The organism is Bradyrhizobium sp. WYCCWR15520, from assembly GCF_056174665.1.
This window is the reverse complement of the sequence record NZ_JBWBWM010000001.1, coordinates 63,454-78,179: the sequence shown is the minus strand read 5'-3', so window position 1 is coordinate 78,179 and position 14,726 is coordinate 63,454. Positions and strand designations below refer to the sequence as shown.

The window sequence follows — 14,726 nt, the reverse complement described above, 5'->3', positions numbered from 1 at the left end:
GATCGTGCTCAGTTGTTAGCGCCCGTCACCTGCGCGAAGGCGGCCTGGTTGATGGAGGTGCCGATTATCGATTCGATCTTCGTGATGTATTGCGCGACCTGTTCGTCGTTCATCCCGCGTTGCAGCGTCTCCTTGAGCTTCTTCAGTTCGTCCGAGGCGACGTCGATCGGCGGCACGGTCACGTCGGTGACGCGGAAGACGATCCACTCGCTGCCGCCGGCGCCCGGCGTCTGCCCGACGCCGTCCTTGGGCGTCCGGAATGCAGCCGTGATGACGGCGGAGGGTACGCCGGAAAGCGAGGCGTCGCGGCGGAAGCCGGCAGCAGTCTCGACCTTTGATCCGACCGAAGCCGCGACCTCGGCAAGCGCGCCGCCTTGCTCGACCTTCTGGACCATCTCGGTCGCCTTCGCGCGCAGCCGGTTCGAAATCTGGTCCTCGCGCCATTTCGCCTCGACCTGGCTGCGGACCTCGTCGAGCGGCCGCTCGCGCGAGGGCGTGATGCCGAGCACGTCGTACCAGACATAGCCGCCGGCAAACTGGATCGGTTCGCTGTCGACGCCGATATCGCTGTTGAAAGCCTGTGAGACCACGTCGAGACCGCGCGGAATGTTAGCCACCGGCTGGCCGTCGGGCGTGCGGCCGGAGCGGTCGACGGCTTCGATCGTGACCGGGCTCAGGCCGAGCTTCTGCGCGGCCTCGACGATGTTGGCGCCGCCGCTGCGCTCGTCTTCCATCTTGTTCTGGATCTCGTTGACCTTGACGCGCGCGCGTTCGGTCGCGATCTCCTTCTTCACTTGCGCCGCCACGCTTTCAAAAGTCGGCGTTGTGCCCGGCTCGATCTTGCCGACCTTGACCAGCGCCACGCCGAAACGGCCCTGCACCGGCTGGCTGACTTCGCCCGATGCAAGCGAAAACGCCGCATCCGCAATCGCCGGATCGATGATCGCGGTCTTTGCGATCAGGCCGAGATCGACGTCGGCCAGGTTGAGATTGCGCTCCTTGGCGACGTCGTCGAACGACGTTCCCGACGTGATGCGGCTGCGCGCGGCCTGCGCTTCGCCTTCGTTCGGAAAAAACATCTGCGACACTTCGCGCTTTTCCGGCGTGCCGAGCTGGTCGCGGCGCTGCTCGAAGACCTTCTTCGCGTCCTCGTCGGAAATCTCGATCCATTTGCCGATCTCTTCCGGGCTGATCACGACAAAGGACAGTTTGCGATATTCGGGGGCGCGGAACTGGGTCTTGCGGTCCTCGAAATAGGCGGCCAGGGCCTCGGGTGAGGGCGGGTCGATGGTGCCCGCCTGCGCGGCGTCGAGTTTGACGAACTCGATCGAGCGCTGTTCGTTCTGGAAGCGGGCGAGCGCCTCGATCAGGACCTTCGGCGGCTCGAGGCCAGCCGAGACGGTGCCGGCGATCTGGCGGCGCAGTCCGACGCGCCGCTGTTCGTTGAGATAGCGCTGCTCGGTGTATCCGAACTGGCGGATAGTGGCCTGGAAGCGTGCCGGATCGAACTTGCCGCCCAATCCCTTGAAATTCGGGTCGTTGTAGATCAGCCGCATGGTCTCATCCTGCGACTGGGCGAGCCCCATCCGCCGGGCTTCCTCATCCAGCGCGGCTTCGGCGATGGTCTGTTGCAGAACCTGCCGGTCGATGCCGAACGCGCGGGCCTGTTCGGTGGTCAGCGGACGGCCGAACGTGCGGCCGAGTTGCTGCAGCTTTTCGGTGTAGATCTGGCGGAATTGGTCGGTCGAAATCTCGGTCCCGCCAACCTTGGCGAGCGACGACTGGCCAAATCCCTTGAAGATGTCGGCAATGCCCCAAACTGCGAAACTGACAATCAAAACGCCCATCACGGTGGCCATGACAATCTTGCCGAGCCAGTTTGATGAGGCTTTCCGAATTCCTCGAAGCATGGGTCCAACTTGTTTTTTGCAGGAGAGGGGAACCGGGTCGTGCCCAAGGGAATTCGATCCGGGACCGAATTCCGCAACAGGGCGTCACCGAGTTGATAAAGCATCATAAAGTGGCCGCAGCCCCCTCGCAACCTCGGCCATATGGGCCAATTGAAGCGGTTAACGGTCGGGAGATCGTCTGACCGGTATCTGGAACTGACGGCGCGCCTCTGCTAGCGCATCTGCAAGCCACAAAGTCTGACATTTTTGCGGGAAATTGACATGACCGAAGCCATCCGGCCGCTGATCGCCGGCAACTGGAAAATGAACGGCCTGAAATCCGCCTTGGGTGAATTCGAGGCAATGATTGCGGGCGCGGGTGCATTGGCCGGCAAGGCCGACCTGCTGGTCTGCCCCCCGGCGACCCTGATCGCCGGTTTCGCCGACAAAGCGCTCGGCTCAAAGCTCGCTGTCGGTGCTCAGGATTGCCACGCCAAGGCCACGGGCGCCCATACCGGCGATCTCTCGGCGGAAATGCTGGCGGATGCCGGCGCCAGCGCCATCATTGTCGGCCATTCGGAGCGGCGCGCCGACCATGGCGAGAGCGATGCGGTGGTCCGGCAGAAGGCGGACGCGGCCTGGCGGGCGGGCCTTGTGGCAATCGTCTGTATCGGGGAGACGCAGAAGCAGCGCGATGCCGGCCAGACACTGGATATCTGCGGCGGGCAGCTCGCGGGCTCATTGCCGGATGGTGCGACGGCGGCCAATCTGGTGGTCGCCTATGAGCCGGTTTGGGCGATCGGGACCGGGCTGACGCCGACGCCAAAAGATGTCGAGCAGGTTCATCGCTTTATTCGCGGTGTTCTCACCAGCCGATTTAAGGCGGAAGGTGGCAAGATCCGGATTCTCTACGGCGGGTCGGTCAAGCCCTCCAACGCAGCGGAGTTGATGGCGGTCACCGATGTCAACGGCGCGCTGGTCGGTGGCGCCAGCCTGAAGGCGACGGATTTCCTGGCGATCGCGGAGGCTTGCTAACTCCTCAGGCTGGCACGCCTTCCTGCAGCTTCTTCCAGTAGATCAGCGTGCCGGTGAGGCCGCCGTGGGGCTTGAGTGCGTAGTCCGGAATCACGCCGGTCAGCCTGAAGCCTACGCGCTCATACAATCCCGCCGCGCCCTCGTCCTCGGCAGTGTCGAGCACGAGCAGCCAGCGCCCGCGTGCGATCGCCAGCCGCTCCGCCTCGCGCAGCAGTGCCGTCGCGATCCCGCGGTGGCGGTGACTGACGCGCGTCATCATCTTCGCGATGTCGGCCCGGTGCGGCTGGTTCGGCGGCAGATCGAGCAGCAGCGTGACGGTACCGATCAGCTCGTCGCCGTCAAAGGCGCCGAGGACGATCCGCTCGCCGCGGTCCGCAGCGCTCAGCGAATTGGACCAGAACGTTTCAGCCGTTTCCCGTGACAGCGGATGCATGAAGCTGACCGAGCCGCCATTCGCCACCGTCTCGATCAGTATTTCACCAAGCGCCGCGCAAACTTCGGGCGACGGTTTCAAGGCTTTGATCTTGATGTTCGACATGAGGATGAGTTTCCGCGACGTTCAGCTTCGATGATTGGCGATGCGCAAGACACGCGTCCGCTTGATCTCTGCAATCCGCTCGACATCCTCGACTTGCAGGTGACGGCCGCGTTCGAGAATTTCGAGCGTGTATTCTTCGTAAGTCAGCCCCAGCCGTTCGGCTTTTCTGATCCGAAAGGTGACAATGCCGGGCGAAGGGTTTTTCCAGGCCGCGTGATGCGCCGCCTTCCAGTAGAAGTAATTGCCGATTCCGCCGTTGCCCCATTCCGGCGTGTGCTCCTCCTCAAGCGGCGGGCCGCGATTGTGGCCGGCGGGGGCGGCGAGGTCGTCCGGAAAACTTCTTATATCGACCTCCGCCATCGCAAGCCTAGCTCCGCGCAAGAGCGACGACGTAGGTGCAAGGCGCGGCGCTCTCGTTGGCAAACGTCACTTCCGCCGGCGGACCGAATCCGAGGCAGTCGCCGGCGCCGAGTTCGTGGCGCTCGCCGCCATCGATTAGGACGAGCGCGCCCGACAACACCCAGAGCACCTGACGGATGTGGGCGTAGGACGAAGCGGGCAGCGTCACGCGCTGCTTTGCAGGCATCTCGACCTTGATGATCTCGATGGGGTGATCGGGCCGGTTGAATACTTGCTGGCGCAAATAACCGGTCTCGGGATCGCGCCACACCGGCTGCTCGGCGGCGCGCGAAAGACGCCCGCCTTGGCCTTCGGCACGCAGCATCAGGCCTGCGAGCGTGAGATCGAAGGCGCTGGCGAGCCGGACCAGCACCACCGCGGTCGGGCTGACCTCGGCGCGCTCGATCTTGCTGATGGTGGCTTTGGACACCCCGGAGCGTTCGGCTAGATCGGCCAGCGACCAGCCGCGGCTGTCGCGCTCAAGCCGCAGGCGCTGGGCGAGGCGGATGCTCAGATCGTCTACTATAGTGTCCATTCGTCTATTATATGAGAAATTGCGGCGAGCTCAAGCCTGATCAGAAGTGCCCGGCGGGATATGTGGACAGCCTTGCCGCAGCGCCTGCGGCAATTATCTCCACGGCGGCGGTTGGGGGTGACAATGCCCCGTCCGATCGTGTAACACCGCGCAACTTCAGGAAAACCCGCAAGCTCTTGGTGCAGCCGAAGCCCGGCGCTCTTCGCTTGTGACGGAAGGTTTTTAAGATGCAGACCGTCATTATCGTCGTTCACCTCATGATCGTCGCCGTGTTGATCGGCGCCGTGCTGCTGCAGAAATCCGAAGGCGGCGGCCTCGGCATGGGCGGCGGCGCCGGCTTCATGTCGAGCCGCGGCACCGCCAATCTGTTGACGCGGACGACCGCGATTCTGGCGGGGCTTTTCTTTCTGACCAGCATGACGCTGGCCTGGCTCGCAGGCGTCGATCGCAAGCCGGCATCGATTCTCGGCACCTCGCCGGCGACTCAGTCCCAGCCGGGTGGCGCAACGCCGGTTGCTCCGCCGACTTCCGGTGGCGTGCTCGATACGCTCAAGAAGGTGGATGAACAGCAGGCACCGTCGGGCCCGCAGGCACCGCGTTCGCAATAAAGCAGGGTGGCCATGCAGGACGGCGTCTACCGTCCTGCATCAGAATTTCCCATCAATGCTCTGAAATCGCTTCAAATTTAACGTCACCCACAGCCCGGCAAAATGTTTGCTCGTGCACGCGATTCGTTTTGGAGAATCGGGGCAGTGGCCTTAAAGGTAGAATCCCATGGCGCGGTACATATTCATCACCGGCGGCGTGGTTTCCTCGCTCGGAAAGGGTCTGGCTTCGGCGGCACTCGGTGCCCTGCTGCAGGCTCGCGGGTACAAGGTCCGTCTCCGCAAACTCGACCCCTATCTCAACCTCGATCCCGGAACGATGTCGCCGTATCAGCACGGCGAAGTGTTCGTGACCGATGACGGCGCCGAGACCGATCTCGATCTCGGCCATTACGAGCGTTTCACCGGGCGTCCGGCCACCAAGGCCGACAACATCACCACGGGGCGCATCTATCAGGACATCATCACCAAGGAACGCCGCGGCGACTATCTCGGCGCGACCATCCAGGTCGTTCCGCACGTCACCAACGCGATCAAGGAATTCGTCCTCTCCGGCAATGACGAATACGATTTCGTGCTGGTCGAGATCGGCGGCACCGTCGGTGACATCGAGGGCCTGCCGTTCTTCGAGGCGATCCGCCAGCTCAAGAACGAGTTGCCCCGCGATCACGCCGTCTACATTCACCTGACGCTGCTGCCCTACATTCCAAGCGCCGGTGAACTCAAGACAAAGCCGACCCAGCACTCGGTGAAGGAGCTGCGTTCGATCGGCATCCAGCCGGATATCCTGTTGTGCCGCACCGACCGCGAAATCCCGAAGGAAGAGCGGCGCAAGCTCGGTCTGTTCTGCAACGTGCGCGAAAGCGCCGTGATCGAGGCGAGGGACGTCGACAACATCTACGCCGTGCCGGAGGCGTATCACGCCGCCGGCCTCGACGACGAAGTTTTGGCGGCGTTTGGCATCAGCCCTAAAATTCCGCCGGCGCTGCAGAGCTGGAATGTCATCAACGAGCGCGTGCGTAACCCGGAAGGCGCGGTGACCATTGCCATCGTCGGCAAGTACACGGGGATGAAGGACGCCTACAAATCATTGATCGAGGCGCTCTCCCATGGCGGCATCGCCAACAAGGTGAAGGTCAATCTCGACTGGATCGAGAGCGAGGTGTTCGAGAACGAGGATCCGACGCCGTTCCTCGAACACGTCAACGGCATCCTGGTGCCTGGCGGCTTCGGCCAGCGCGGTGCAGAGGGCAAGATTCGCGCGGCGCGGTTCGCGCGTGAGCGCGACGTGCCGTATTTCGGCATCTGCTTCGGCATGCAGATGGCGGTCATCGAAGCCGCGCGCAACCTCGTCGGCATCGAGGAAGCGAACTCCACTGAGTTCGGCCCGACCAAGGAACCGCTCGTTGGCCTGATGACGGAATGGCTGCGCGGCAACGAGTTGGAGAAGCGATCGCAGTCGGGCGACCTCGGCGGCACCATGCGGCTTGGCGCATACCCGGCGACGCTCAAGCGCGGCAGCCGCGTGTCCGAAGTCTATGGCGGCGCCACTGAGATTTCGGAACGCCACCGCCACCGCTACGAGGTCAACACCGCCTACAAGGACCGGCTCGAACAGCACGGCCTGCGGTTCTCCGGCCTGTCGCCCGACGGCGTGCTGCCGGAGATCGTCGAATACGAGGACCATCCCTGGTTCATCGGCGTGCAATTCCATCCCGAGCTGAAGTCGCGGCCGTTCGAGCCGCACCCGCTGTTCGCGTCCTTCATCCAGGCGGCGATGGCGCAGTCGCGGCTGGTGTAGAATTCTGTAGGGTGGGCAGAGCGAAGCGTGCCCACCGCCTCGCCCCGTGTTTGGACTGAATGGTGGGCACGCTGCGCTTTGCCCACCCTACCGCTGCGCGCCTCCGCCTTTGACGAACGCGCCAATTGTTGCGACAAACCGCTCCCTGAACCGCAAAAACAATAAAGGGAGCAAAGCCGATGATCATGGAAATGCGCGTCTATCGCTGTCTGCCGGGCCGCCTGCCGGCGCTGATGAAGCGCTTCGATACGCTGACGCTGAAACTGTGGGACAAGCACGGCATCAAGCAGGCCGGCTTCTACACCACGCTGATCGGCACCTCCAATCAGGAACTGACCTATTTCGTCGCCTGGGACTCGCTCGCCGACCGCGAAAAGAAATGGACCGCATTCCAGTCCGATCCGGACTGGATCGCCGGCCGTGCCAAGAGCGAAGAGGACGGTCAGATCATCGACAACATCGTCAGCCAGTTGCTGGTGCCGACGGGCTTTTCGGCGGTGAAATAGCCGCTCGCGCAACCCTGATATTTTAGGGGTTAAACGGGGTTGATCCTGAAGTCGCGGACCGGCATGGTCCGCGCCAACAGAAGGAAAATCCCTTGAACGCGAACCTCGATGCAGCCTCGGTCGTCTCGGTCGGTCCGGTCAAATTCGGCAACGACCTGCCGATTTCGATCATTGCAGGTCCCTGCCAGCTCGAAAGCCGGGCGCATGCGCTCGAAGTGGCGAGCGCGCTGAAGGAGATCGCGGGCCGCCTCGGCATTGGCCTCGTCTACAAGACCTCCTTCGACAAGGCCAACCGCACCTCGGGCTCGGCCGCGCGCGGAGTTGGCTTGGCGCAGGCCTTGCCGATCTTCGCCGAGATACGCTCCTCGCTCGGTTTGCCCGTGCTGACCGACGTGCACGAGGCCGGCCAGTGCGCGGAAGCCGCACAGGCGGTGGACGTGCTGCAGATCCCGGCCTTCCTGTGCCGGCAGACGGACCTGCTGCTTGCGGCCGCAGCGACCGGCAAGGTCGTCAACGTCAAGAAGGGCCAGTTCCTCGCGCCGTGGGAAATGACCAACGTCGTCACCAAGATCACCGGCGGCGGCAATCCGAACGTGCTGGTGACCGAACGCGGCGCCTCGTTCGGCTACAACACGCTGGTATCCGACATGCGCGCGCTGCCGATCATGGCGCAGACGACAGGGGCGCCCGTTATTTTCGACGCCACCCATTCGGTGCAGCAGCCGGGCGGGAAGGGCACCTCATCCGGCGGCCAACGTGAATTTGTCCCCGTTCTGGCGCGCGCGGCGGTCGCGGTCGGCGTCGCCGGTCTGTTCATCGAGACCCATCCCGATCCCGATCGCGCCCCGTCGGACGGACCCAACATGGTGCCGCTGCGCGAGTTCGAGGCGTTGGTGAAGCGGCTGATGGCGTTCGACGCGCTTTCCAAGAACGCTTCGTCGTGACCGCCGCCAGCGGCATGCCGCCGGCGCTCAATATCATTGCGCTCGCAACCTTTTCGGCGGCCCTGTCCGCCCGCGCGCTCGATCCGGTCTTGCCACACGTGGCCGAGGATTTTTCTGTCAGCATCGCCACCGCCGCCAGTTTCGCCGCCGCGTTCGCCTTCACCTTTGCCATCATCCAGCCGGTGCTCGGCGCCTTCGCCGACGTTTTCGGCAAGGCGAGGCTGATGATTGTCGCCCTGACGCTGCTCGGCTTCGCCAACATTCTCGGCGCGATGGCAACCTCGTTTCCGCTGTTGTTTGCGAGCCGCATTCTGGCCGGCATCGGTTCAGGCGGCGTGTTTCCGATCGCGCTGGGGCTGACCAGCGATCTCGTCGGCGCCGAAAAGCGTCAGGTCGCGATCGGGCGTACGCTGGCCGGCGCCATGACCGGCAATCTGCTGGGCGCCACCGTGTCCGGCCTGATCGGCGATTTCCTCGGCTGGCGCGGCGTGCTGGCCGTGCTCGGGGCGATTGTCGTGGTGGCTTCGATCGTGGTCGCGATCGGATTTCGTGGTGCTGCGCTGACCCATCCGCCGCGCACCAGCCTGTCGGCCCTCAAGCAGGGCTATCGCACGATTTTCACCAATCCGAACGCACGCATCTGCTACTCGGCGGTCTTTATCGAAGGCTGCTGCGTGCTCGGCCTGTTTCCGTTCATTGCCTCGTTCCTGTTCGACCTCGGACAAACCTCGCTGTCGATCGCAGGTGTCGTCATCGCTGGCTTTGCGGTCGGCGGCCTCCTCTACACCATGACGGTATCGCGGCTTCTGCCGAAGATCGGCGTCAACGGGATGATCATCGGCGGAGCGGCGCTGGTCGGCGTGCAGCTCATGGCGGTCGCGTTGGGGCTGGAATGGAGATTGCAGCTACTCAATCTGATCTTCATGGGCTGGGGTTTCTACATGATCCACGGCAGCCTGCAGGTATTCGCCAGCGAATTGTCGGCGGAAGCGCGCGCAACTGCGCTGTCGTTGCACGCCTTCTTCTTCTTCATGGGCCAGACCGTCGGCCCGATCGCCTATGGCTTTGGCATCCAGCACGCCGGCAAGGTGCCGACCCTGCTTATCGCAGGCGCCGTGATGATCGCGCTGGGCTTCGTCTGTGCCAAACTGCTGCGCCAGACGCGGCCGGCGGATGCGCCGACGACCTAGCCTGCCTCAGCGTGCGTTCAAGGCCGCTGACAACAGCCTCTCGGCCTGCCGGGTCGCTTCCGCAAAGGAAGCCTGCTTCGGCGCATTCTGCGTGAAGCAACGCTTGTAGGTATCTTCACCCTGCTGACGCAGATTACCCAGCCTGTCGTAAGCCTTCCGGTCGATCTTTCCGGAGCGGAAATCGTCATCGGCCTGGTCGGCCTTCCTTTTGTAGCCGGTCCGGATAGCGATACAGGCGGGGATTTTCACCTGGGGATCAATCGCCCCATAGGCGATGTAGACTTTGCCGTTCGCGATGGCAGAGACGAAGACGTTGTCGGCCTCGTCGGGGAACTCGTCTTGGGTTCGCCCGGCCAGCATGGCATAGGCAAAGCTCGCGCCTTCCGGCTTCGCAACAGGTAGCGAGTTGAAGTTCACTACGGCAGCGCCGCTCGATACCGCCTGCGTGTAGAAGCTCTCGTCCCTTAGCGCGGCGCCAATCTGCTGCGGCACGTTCTTGGCGCCTTTGTCCCACCAGTTCTTGTGGGCGCGCAGCCATCGTTCGAACAGCGTCTGTGTCGTGACGACGATATGCGCTTTCGGTCCGACATATTTGCCGTCGGCGCCGTCTTGACCTGCTTTCTCGCCATTGCTTCCTAGCAAGGCGTCGAAGCGCAACCCGTCGAGCATGCCAAAACCTTCATCGCCTTTAGCGAACGCGTCGATGTTCAGCTTGGCCGGGCCAAAATCAGCGCGGGCGGGCTCATTGAGAATGGCACGCATCTGCGCCCCGAGATCGGCGCTTGCCGCTTCCTCTGCCTTGCGCGCGGCATCGTGCGCGTTACCGGCATCGTACATGGCCGTGATCTTCTCGATCGCGGCATCGCGCGCGGCGATGTAGCGATCCTCTGCCGATTTTGCCGGCGGCGCGGCTGATGCGTGCGAGATCGTTGCGGCGAGACAGAGAGGGACGAGAAGCCGGAGGACGGCAGAGCGGGCAGTATTCATGTGCGGTGGTCGGCCGTACCGGCCTTCCGGTTCAAGCAGCCGGGGGTGAGGCTTCGGCGCTATCAGCAAAAATTTGGCTGCCCATCAGAATTTCAAAGTCGCAATTCCGAGCCGCGCGGGCCAATTGTGCTTCGTGATCTCGAACGGGGGCGTCGGCGCTTCGCCGGATGCCACGCCACAACTGGGAGCGAGGGCCAAGTTGAACAGGTTCAGGGCCATCATGTTCGACGTCGACGGAACCATGGCGGAGACGGAGGAATTTCATCGACGTGCATTCAATGAAGCGTTCAGCCATTTCGACCTGCCGTGGAGCTGGGATGTGGCAACGTACGGCAAGCTGCTGCGGATCGCAGGCGGAAGAGAGCGTATCAGGTATTTTTGGGAGACGCTCTCCGAGGATCGCTTCGATCTGTCAGATAGACACATCAACGAGCTGCACCGCTTCAAGACGCGCCGATATGCGGAACTGGTTGGCAGCGGCGCCTGCGGACTGCGACCGGGAGTAGCCGACCTGGTCGTTCGAGCCCGCGACGGGCGGCTGCGGTTGGCGATCGTTACGACCACGTCGCGGGACAACATTGGCGCACTACTGACCCAAAATCTGGGATCGCATTGGAAGCGGAATTTCGACGTGATCGTTTCCGGGGAAGACGTGCCCAACAAAAAGCCGGCACCGGACGCCTATCACGCGGCGATCGACGCTCTTGGCCTGCCTGCCATGTCTTGCCTGGCCATCGAGGACTCTCGCAACGGTCTGGTTGCAGCGGCCTCTGCCGGCGCCCCAGTCCTGATTACTCGCAGCCTGTACTTTCGAGACGAAGATTTCACGGGTGCAACCGGCGTCACGGATGATCTAACCGATTTGCCTCACGACTTCTGGTTCGATCCTGATCTCTGATCCGCCAGTGGCGTTCTTGCGAAGTGCCTGCAGGATCTGAGGGGAGGACATGCGATGGATCAACCCCGCCCGCGATACGGCGCGACGCCTTGATCCGGCACCCACACGTCCTTGGGTAGTTTGCCGGTTTGCCAGAACACGTCGATCGGGATGCCGCCGCGCGGATACCAGTAGCCGCCGATGCGAAGCCACTTCGGCTTGATCTCGGCCGCGATGCGCTTGCCGATCATGACGGTGCAATCCTCGTGAAAGGCGCCGTGATTGCGAAAGCTCGCCACATAGAGCTTCAGCGATTTGGACTCCAGCAGCCATTGCCCGGGCACGTAGTCGATCACGAGATGTGCGAAGTCCGGCTGGCTCGTGACCGGGCAGATCGAGGTGAATTCCGGCGCGGTGAAGCGAACCAGATAATTGGTGCCCGTTTGCGGGTTGGGCACGCGGTCGAGCTTTGCCTTTTCCGGGCTATCCGGCCATTCCACGGCGCGACCGAGTTGCAATGATGTCGGCAATGATTTCTTGGCCATCATGATCGTCCTGTTGCGACGGCTGACATGGACGCAAGTGGCGCGGCCGTCAACTGTCAGCGCGAGGCGGGGTCGGCGAGAAACTTCACCAGCGCCTGCCGTTCGGCGGCGTTCTCGATGCCACGCATCGACATCCATAATCCCGGAAACATCGCAGCGGGATCGGCTAGAAAGGTCTCCAGCCGTTTCGCATCCCAGCGCAAGCCTTCGTCGCGTGCCTTGCGCAGCACCGGCGAGTAGTCGAAGCCGGCATCGCTGCCGACCGAGCGACCGATCAGGCCTGAGAGATTGGGGCCGGGCAGGTTGCGCTCGGCCGGATCGAGGCTATGGCAGGCGCGGCAGGGGGTGAACGCCTGCGCGCCATCTTCTGCCGCATGGGTGGAAGCGGGCAGCAGGAGAGACAGCAGCAGAACGCCGAGTGACTTCACGCAGGCGCGACCGTCTGGATCATCACAAGGCGGTCGTTGCCGGACTCGCCGCCCCAGGTTTCGCCGGGCCGGCCGTCGAGCTGGCGTACGTTGGCGCCCGCTTTGTCGCTCGGGAATGCGTTGAACTTTTCCGTCACGGGATCGAAGCGCACGATCGCGTTCGCTCCGAAATCGGTGAGCCAGACCTTGTCCTTGTCGTCGACATAGACCGCATAGGTCCGGGGATTATTGCCCGGCAGCTTCCACGCCTTCCAGGAGTCGTCGGCGGGATCGTGCATCGACACATTGCCGCTGTTCCACTCGCTGACCCAGATGCGGCCCTTAGAATCCGACCACACCCGGCGCGCGCCCTGGTTCGGCGTCGGCGGCTCGACCACCGTCGCGTTGCCGGTCGCCGGATCGATTTTGGCGATGTGATTGCCGGCGAGCGAGGCGTACCAGATGTCACCCTTCGGAGTGATCGTGATGCCGTAAGTGCCGCGGCCGCGCGGCGATTTGAACACGGTCATGTCGCCTGATTTCGGGTCGAGCCGGCCATAGATGCCGGTCTGGCCGGTGAACCAATAGATGCCATTTTTGTCGAACACCGCCGTGTTGAGATTGGCGTATGCCTCCTTTTCGGGCAGGCGGAACAGCGTCACCTTGTGATCCCCGGGGTCGACGCGGGCGATGGCGTTCTGGCCGCCGTCGGTCACCCAGGGGGCGCCATCCGGGCCGATGATGACGCCATGTGGCGCGGCACCCTTGCCGAGGTCGACCAGTTTGTAGGAGCCGTCGCGTGGATCGAGGCGCCCCAGCGTGCCGTTGCGCTGGCCGCAGAACCAGATCGTGCCGTCGGGGGCAGGGGTGGTGTCGCGCGAGCCCATGCCTGCGGCGACCGGAAAATATTTGACGCGGAACGGGCCTTCCTGGGCGGCGGTCCTTCGCGTGAGGGCGGGCGCGGCGAGGATTCCAATGGCGGCGGTTCCAAGAAACTGGCGGCGATTCATTGCGTTACCCCGGCTTGTGAACGTGAAGGTTTGGACGCCGATATCAACCTTGAATCAGTCTATCCTGACGGGTTTTGGCCGTCCGGAAAAGGCCATCGGTCAAGCGTTCACATTTGCTTGCTTGCCGTGTAAGACGCCCCCGAAACCGGACCAACATTCCAGGAAAGTTCAGATATGACCGCCATCGTCGACATCATTGGCCGTGAAATTCTCGATAGCCGTGGCAACCCTACCGTTGAAGTCGATGTGGTGCTGGAAGACGGCTCGATCGGCCGCGCTGCGGTGCCGTCGGGCGCCTCTACCGGCGCGCATGAGGCGGTTGAACTTCGGGACGGCGACAAGAAGCGCTATCTCGGCAAGGGCGTGCAGAAGGCGGTTGAGGCCGTCAATGGTGAAATCTTCGAAGCCCTCAGTGATCAGGCCGTCGAGGATCAGGTCCATATCGACCAGATCATGATCGATCTCGACGGTACGCCGAACAAGAGCCGGCTCGGCGCCAACGCCATCCTCGGCGTCTCGCTCGCCTGCGCCAAGGCGGCAGCCGAATCCTTCGACATGCCGCTCTATCGCTATGTCGGCGGCACCTCGGCGCGGACGCTGCCAGTGCCGATGATGAACATCATCAATGGCGGCGTGCATGCCGACAACCCGATCGACTTCCAGGAATTCATGATCCTGCCGGTCGGCGCTGCGAGTTTCGGCGAGGCGCTGCGCTGTGGCGCGGAAATCTTCCACACGCTGAAGAGCGAACTGAAGAAGGCAGGGCACAATACCAATGTCGGCGACGAGGGCGGCTTTGCGCCGAACCTACCGTCGGCGGATGCAGCCCTTGAATTCGTCGTCAGCGCCATCGGCAAGGCGGGATACAAGGCGGGCAGCGACGTGATGCTCGGGCTCGATTGCGCCGCGACCGAATTCTTCAAGGACGGCGCTTACGTCTATGGCGGCGAGAACAAGACCCGCTCGCGCTCCGAACAGGCGAAATACCTCGCCGATCTCGTCTCTCGCTATCCGATCGTCACCATCGAGGACGGCATGTCCGAAGACGACATGGAAGGCTGGAAGGAGTTGACCGACCTGATCGGCAAGAAGTGCCAGCTCGTCGGCGACGACTTGTTCGTCACCAACGTCACCCGTCTGGCCGACGGTATCAAGAACGGCCGCGCCAACTCGATCCTGATCAAGGTCAACCAGATCGGCACGCTGACCGAGACGCTCGCCGCCGTCGAACTGGCCCACAAATACGGCTACACCTCGGTGATGTCGCACCGTTCCGGCGAGACCGAGGACTCCACCATCGCCGACCTCGCGGTCGCCACCAATTGCGGCCAGATCAAAACCGGCTCGCTGGCGCGCTCCGACCGCACCGCCAAGTACAACCAGCTCCTGCGCATCGAGCAGCAGCTCGGCAAGCAGGCGAAATATGCCGGGAAATCGGCGCTGAAGGCCTTGGCGTAA

At 63.1% G+C, this 14,726-nt stretch carries 16 protein-coding genes; 8 read left to right on the top strand and 8 right to left on the bottom strand.

Features of this window, described 5'->3' with window-relative positions; translation table 11 throughout:
* Window positions 1–8: 8 nt before the first annotated feature.
* Entirely contained in the window at window positions 9–1,910 is a 1,902-nt protein-coding gene (locus AC0QUY_RS00380; RefSeq protein ID WP_475385324.1) for a peptidylprolyl isomerase, read from the bottom strand.
* A 261-nt stretch (window positions 1,911–2,171) separates the two neighbouring features.
* Here AC0QUY_RS00380 and tpiA point away from each other — a divergent pair, with 261 nt between their 5' ends.
* Window positions 2,172–2,924 (top strand): triose-phosphate isomerase, encoded by a 753-nt coding sequence (gene tpiA / locus AC0QUY_RS00375; RefSeq protein WP_475385323.1) that lies wholly within the window; start codon window positions 2,172–2,174, stop codon window positions 2,922–2,924.
* Window positions 2,925–2,928: 4 nt separating this feature from the next.
* Here the strand turns inward: tpiA and AC0QUY_RS00370 are convergent, their stop codons facing one another.
* Genes AC0QUY_RS00370 through AC0QUY_RS00360 form a run of 3 tightly spaced genes read right to left on the bottom strand, consistent with a single transcriptional unit; the run spans window position 2,929 to window position 4,396 of the window.
* Window positions 2,929–3,462 carry an N-acetyltransferase family protein gene (locus tag AC0QUY_RS00370; protein ID WP_475385322.1) on the bottom strand — a complete coding sequence of 178 codons (534 nt, stop codon included), beginning with the start codon at window positions 3,460–3,462 and terminating at the stop codon, window positions 2,929–2,931.
* A gap of 21 nt (window positions 3,463–3,483) precedes the next feature.
* Window positions 3,484–3,822 (bottom strand): hypothetical protein, encoded by a 339-nt coding sequence (locus AC0QUY_RS00365; protein WP_475385321.1) that lies wholly within the window; start codon window positions 3,820–3,822, stop codon window positions 3,484–3,486.
* Between the two features lie 7 nt (window positions 3,823–3,829).
* Window positions 3,830–4,396, bottom strand: a complete 567-nt coding sequence (locus AC0QUY_RS00360) for a helix-turn-helix domain-containing protein (RefSeq protein WP_475385320.1) — start codon at window positions 4,394–4,396, stop codon at window positions 3,830–3,832.
* 227 nt (window positions 4,397–4,623) lie between these two features.
* Between AC0QUY_RS00360 and secG the strand changes: the two genes are divergently transcribed.
* The 5 genes from secG (at window position 4,624) to AC0QUY_RS00335 (ending at window position 9,442) form a co-directional block, all read left to right on the top strand.
* Entirely contained in the window at window positions 4,624–5,004 is a 381-nt protein-coding gene (gene secG, locus AC0QUY_RS00355) for a preprotein translocase subunit SecG (RefSeq protein WP_161854834.1), read from the top strand.
* 166 nt (window positions 5,005–5,170) lie between these two features.
* Complete coding sequence (locus tag AC0QUY_RS00350; protein ID WP_161854833.1) at window positions 5,171–6,802, top strand: CTP synthase; 1,632 nt, start codon at window positions 5,171–5,173, stop codon at window positions 6,800–6,802.
* Window positions 6,803–6,981: 179 nt separating this feature from the next.
* A complete protein-coding gene (locus AC0QUY_RS00345; RefSeq protein ID WP_475385319.1) occupies window positions 6,982–7,308 on the top strand; it encodes an NIPSNAP family protein in 327 nt (108 codons plus the stop codon).
* Between the two features lie 92 nt (window positions 7,309–7,400).
* Complete coding sequence (kdsA, locus tag AC0QUY_RS00340; protein WP_475385318.1) at window positions 7,401–8,252, top strand: 3-deoxy-8-phosphooctulonate synthase; 852 nt, start codon at window positions 7,401–7,403, stop codon at window positions 8,250–8,252.
* A 14-nt stretch (window positions 8,253–8,266) separates the two neighbouring features.
* Window positions 8,267–9,442: an MFS transporter gene (locus tag AC0QUY_RS00335; protein ID WP_475385513.1), complete on the top strand. Its 1,176-nt coding sequence runs from the start codon at window positions 8,267–8,269 to the stop codon at window positions 9,440–9,442.
* Window positions 9,443–9,448: 6 nt separating this feature from the next.
* Here AC0QUY_RS00335 and AC0QUY_RS00330 read toward each other — a convergent pair whose 3' ends face one another.
* Window positions 9,449–10,429, bottom strand: a complete 981-nt coding sequence (locus AC0QUY_RS00330) for a hypothetical protein (protein ID WP_475385317.1) — start codon at window positions 10,427–10,429, stop codon at window positions 9,449–9,451.
* 220 nt (window positions 10,430–10,649) lie between these two features.
* Between AC0QUY_RS00330 and AC0QUY_RS00325 the strand changes: the two genes are divergently transcribed.
* Window positions 10,650–11,327 (top strand): HAD-IA family hydrolase, encoded by a 678-nt coding sequence (locus AC0QUY_RS00325; RefSeq protein WP_475385316.1) that lies wholly within the window; start codon window positions 10,650–10,652, stop codon window positions 11,325–11,327.
* Window positions 11,328–11,386: 59 nt separating this feature from the next.
* Here the strand turns inward: AC0QUY_RS00325 and queF are convergent, their stop codons facing one another.
* From queF to AC0QUY_RS00310, 3 genes are read right to left on the bottom strand one after another with little or no spacing between them, the layout of a single operon-like run.
* Complete coding sequence (gene queF, locus AC0QUY_RS00320) at window positions 11,387–11,851, bottom strand: preQ(1) synthase (RefSeq protein ID WP_475385315.1); 465 nt, start codon at window positions 11,849–11,851, stop codon at window positions 11,387–11,389.
* Between the two features lie 56 nt (window positions 11,852–11,907).
* The gene (locus AC0QUY_RS00315) at window positions 11,908–12,279 is read right to left on the bottom strand and encodes a c-type cytochrome (protein ID WP_475385314.1); all 372 of its coding nucleotides are present in this window, start codon (window positions 12,277–12,279) and stop codon (window positions 11,908–11,910) included.
* Window positions 12,276–13,268: a Vgb family protein gene (locus tag AC0QUY_RS00310; RefSeq protein ID WP_475385313.1), complete on the bottom strand. Its 993-nt coding sequence runs from the start codon at window positions 13,266–13,268 to the stop codon at window positions 12,276–12,278. The genes AC0QUY_RS00315 and AC0QUY_RS00310 overlap by 4 nt, the downstream gene beginning before the upstream one ends.
* Window positions 13,269–13,442: 174 nt before the next feature.
* Here AC0QUY_RS00310 and eno point away from each other — a divergent pair, with 174 nt between their 5' ends.
* Entirely contained in the window at window positions 13,443–14,726 is a 1,284-nt protein-coding gene (gene eno, locus AC0QUY_RS00305; RefSeq protein WP_475385312.1) for a phosphopyruvate hydratase, read from the top strand.

What these genes read in the sequence shown, in the direction of transcription:
- AC0QUY_RS00360 (WP_475385320.1), bottom strand. Translation starts at nt 4,396, where the DNA reads ATGGACACTATAGTAGACGATCTGAGCATCCGCCTCGCCCAGCGCCTG.
- AC0QUY_RS00310 (WP_475385313.1), bottom strand. Translation starts at nt 13,268, where the DNA reads ATGAATCGCCGCCAGTTTCTTGGAACCGCCGCCATTGGAATCCTCGCC.
- AC0QUY_RS00380 (WP_475385324.1), bottom strand. Translation starts at nt 1,910, where the DNA reads ATGCTTCGAGGAATTCGGAAAGCCTCATCAAACTGGCTCGGCAAGATT.
- AC0QUY_RS00365 (WP_475385321.1), bottom strand. Translation starts at nt 3,822, where the DNA reads ATGGCGGAGGTCGATATAAGAAGTTTTCCGGACGACCTCGCCGCCCCC.
- AC0QUY_RS00345 (WP_475385319.1), top strand. Translation starts at nt 6,982, where the DNA reads ATGATCATGGAAATGCGCGTCTATCGCTGTCTGCCGGGCCGCCTGCCG.
- AC0QUY_RS00330 (WP_475385317.1), bottom strand. Translation starts at nt 10,429, where the DNA reads ATGAATACTGCCCGCTCTGCCGTCCTCCGGCTTCTCGTCCCTCTCTGT.
- AC0QUY_RS00350 (WP_161854833.1), top strand. Translation starts at nt 5,171, where the DNA reads ATGGCGCGGTACATATTCATCACCGGCGGCGTGGTTTCCTCGCTCGGA.
- AC0QUY_RS00335 (WP_475385513.1), top strand. Translation starts at nt 8,267, where the DNA reads ATGCCGCCGGCGCTCAATATCATTGCGCTCGCAACCTTTTCGGCGGCC.
- AC0QUY_RS00325 (WP_475385316.1), top strand. Translation starts at nt 10,650, where the DNA reads ATGTTCGACGTCGACGGAACCATGGCGGAGACGGAGGAATTTCATCGA.
- AC0QUY_RS00370 (WP_475385322.1), bottom strand. Translation starts at nt 3,462, where the DNA reads ATGTCGAACATCAAGATCAAAGCCTTGAAACCGTCGCCCGAAGTTTGC.
- eno (WP_475385312.1), top strand. Translation starts at nt 13,443, where the DNA reads ATGACCGCCATCGTCGACATCATTGGCCGTGAAATTCTCGATAGCCGT.
- tpiA (WP_475385323.1), top strand. Translation starts at nt 2,172, where the DNA reads ATGACCGAAGCCATCCGGCCGCTGATCGCCGGCAACTGGAAAATGAAC.
- queF (WP_475385315.1), bottom strand. Translation starts at nt 11,851, where the DNA reads ATGGCCAAGAAATCATTGCCGACATCATTGCAACTCGGTCGCGCCGTG.
- secG (WP_161854834.1), top strand. Translation starts at nt 4,624, where the DNA reads ATGCAGACCGTCATTATCGTCGTTCACCTCATGATCGTCGCCGTGTTG.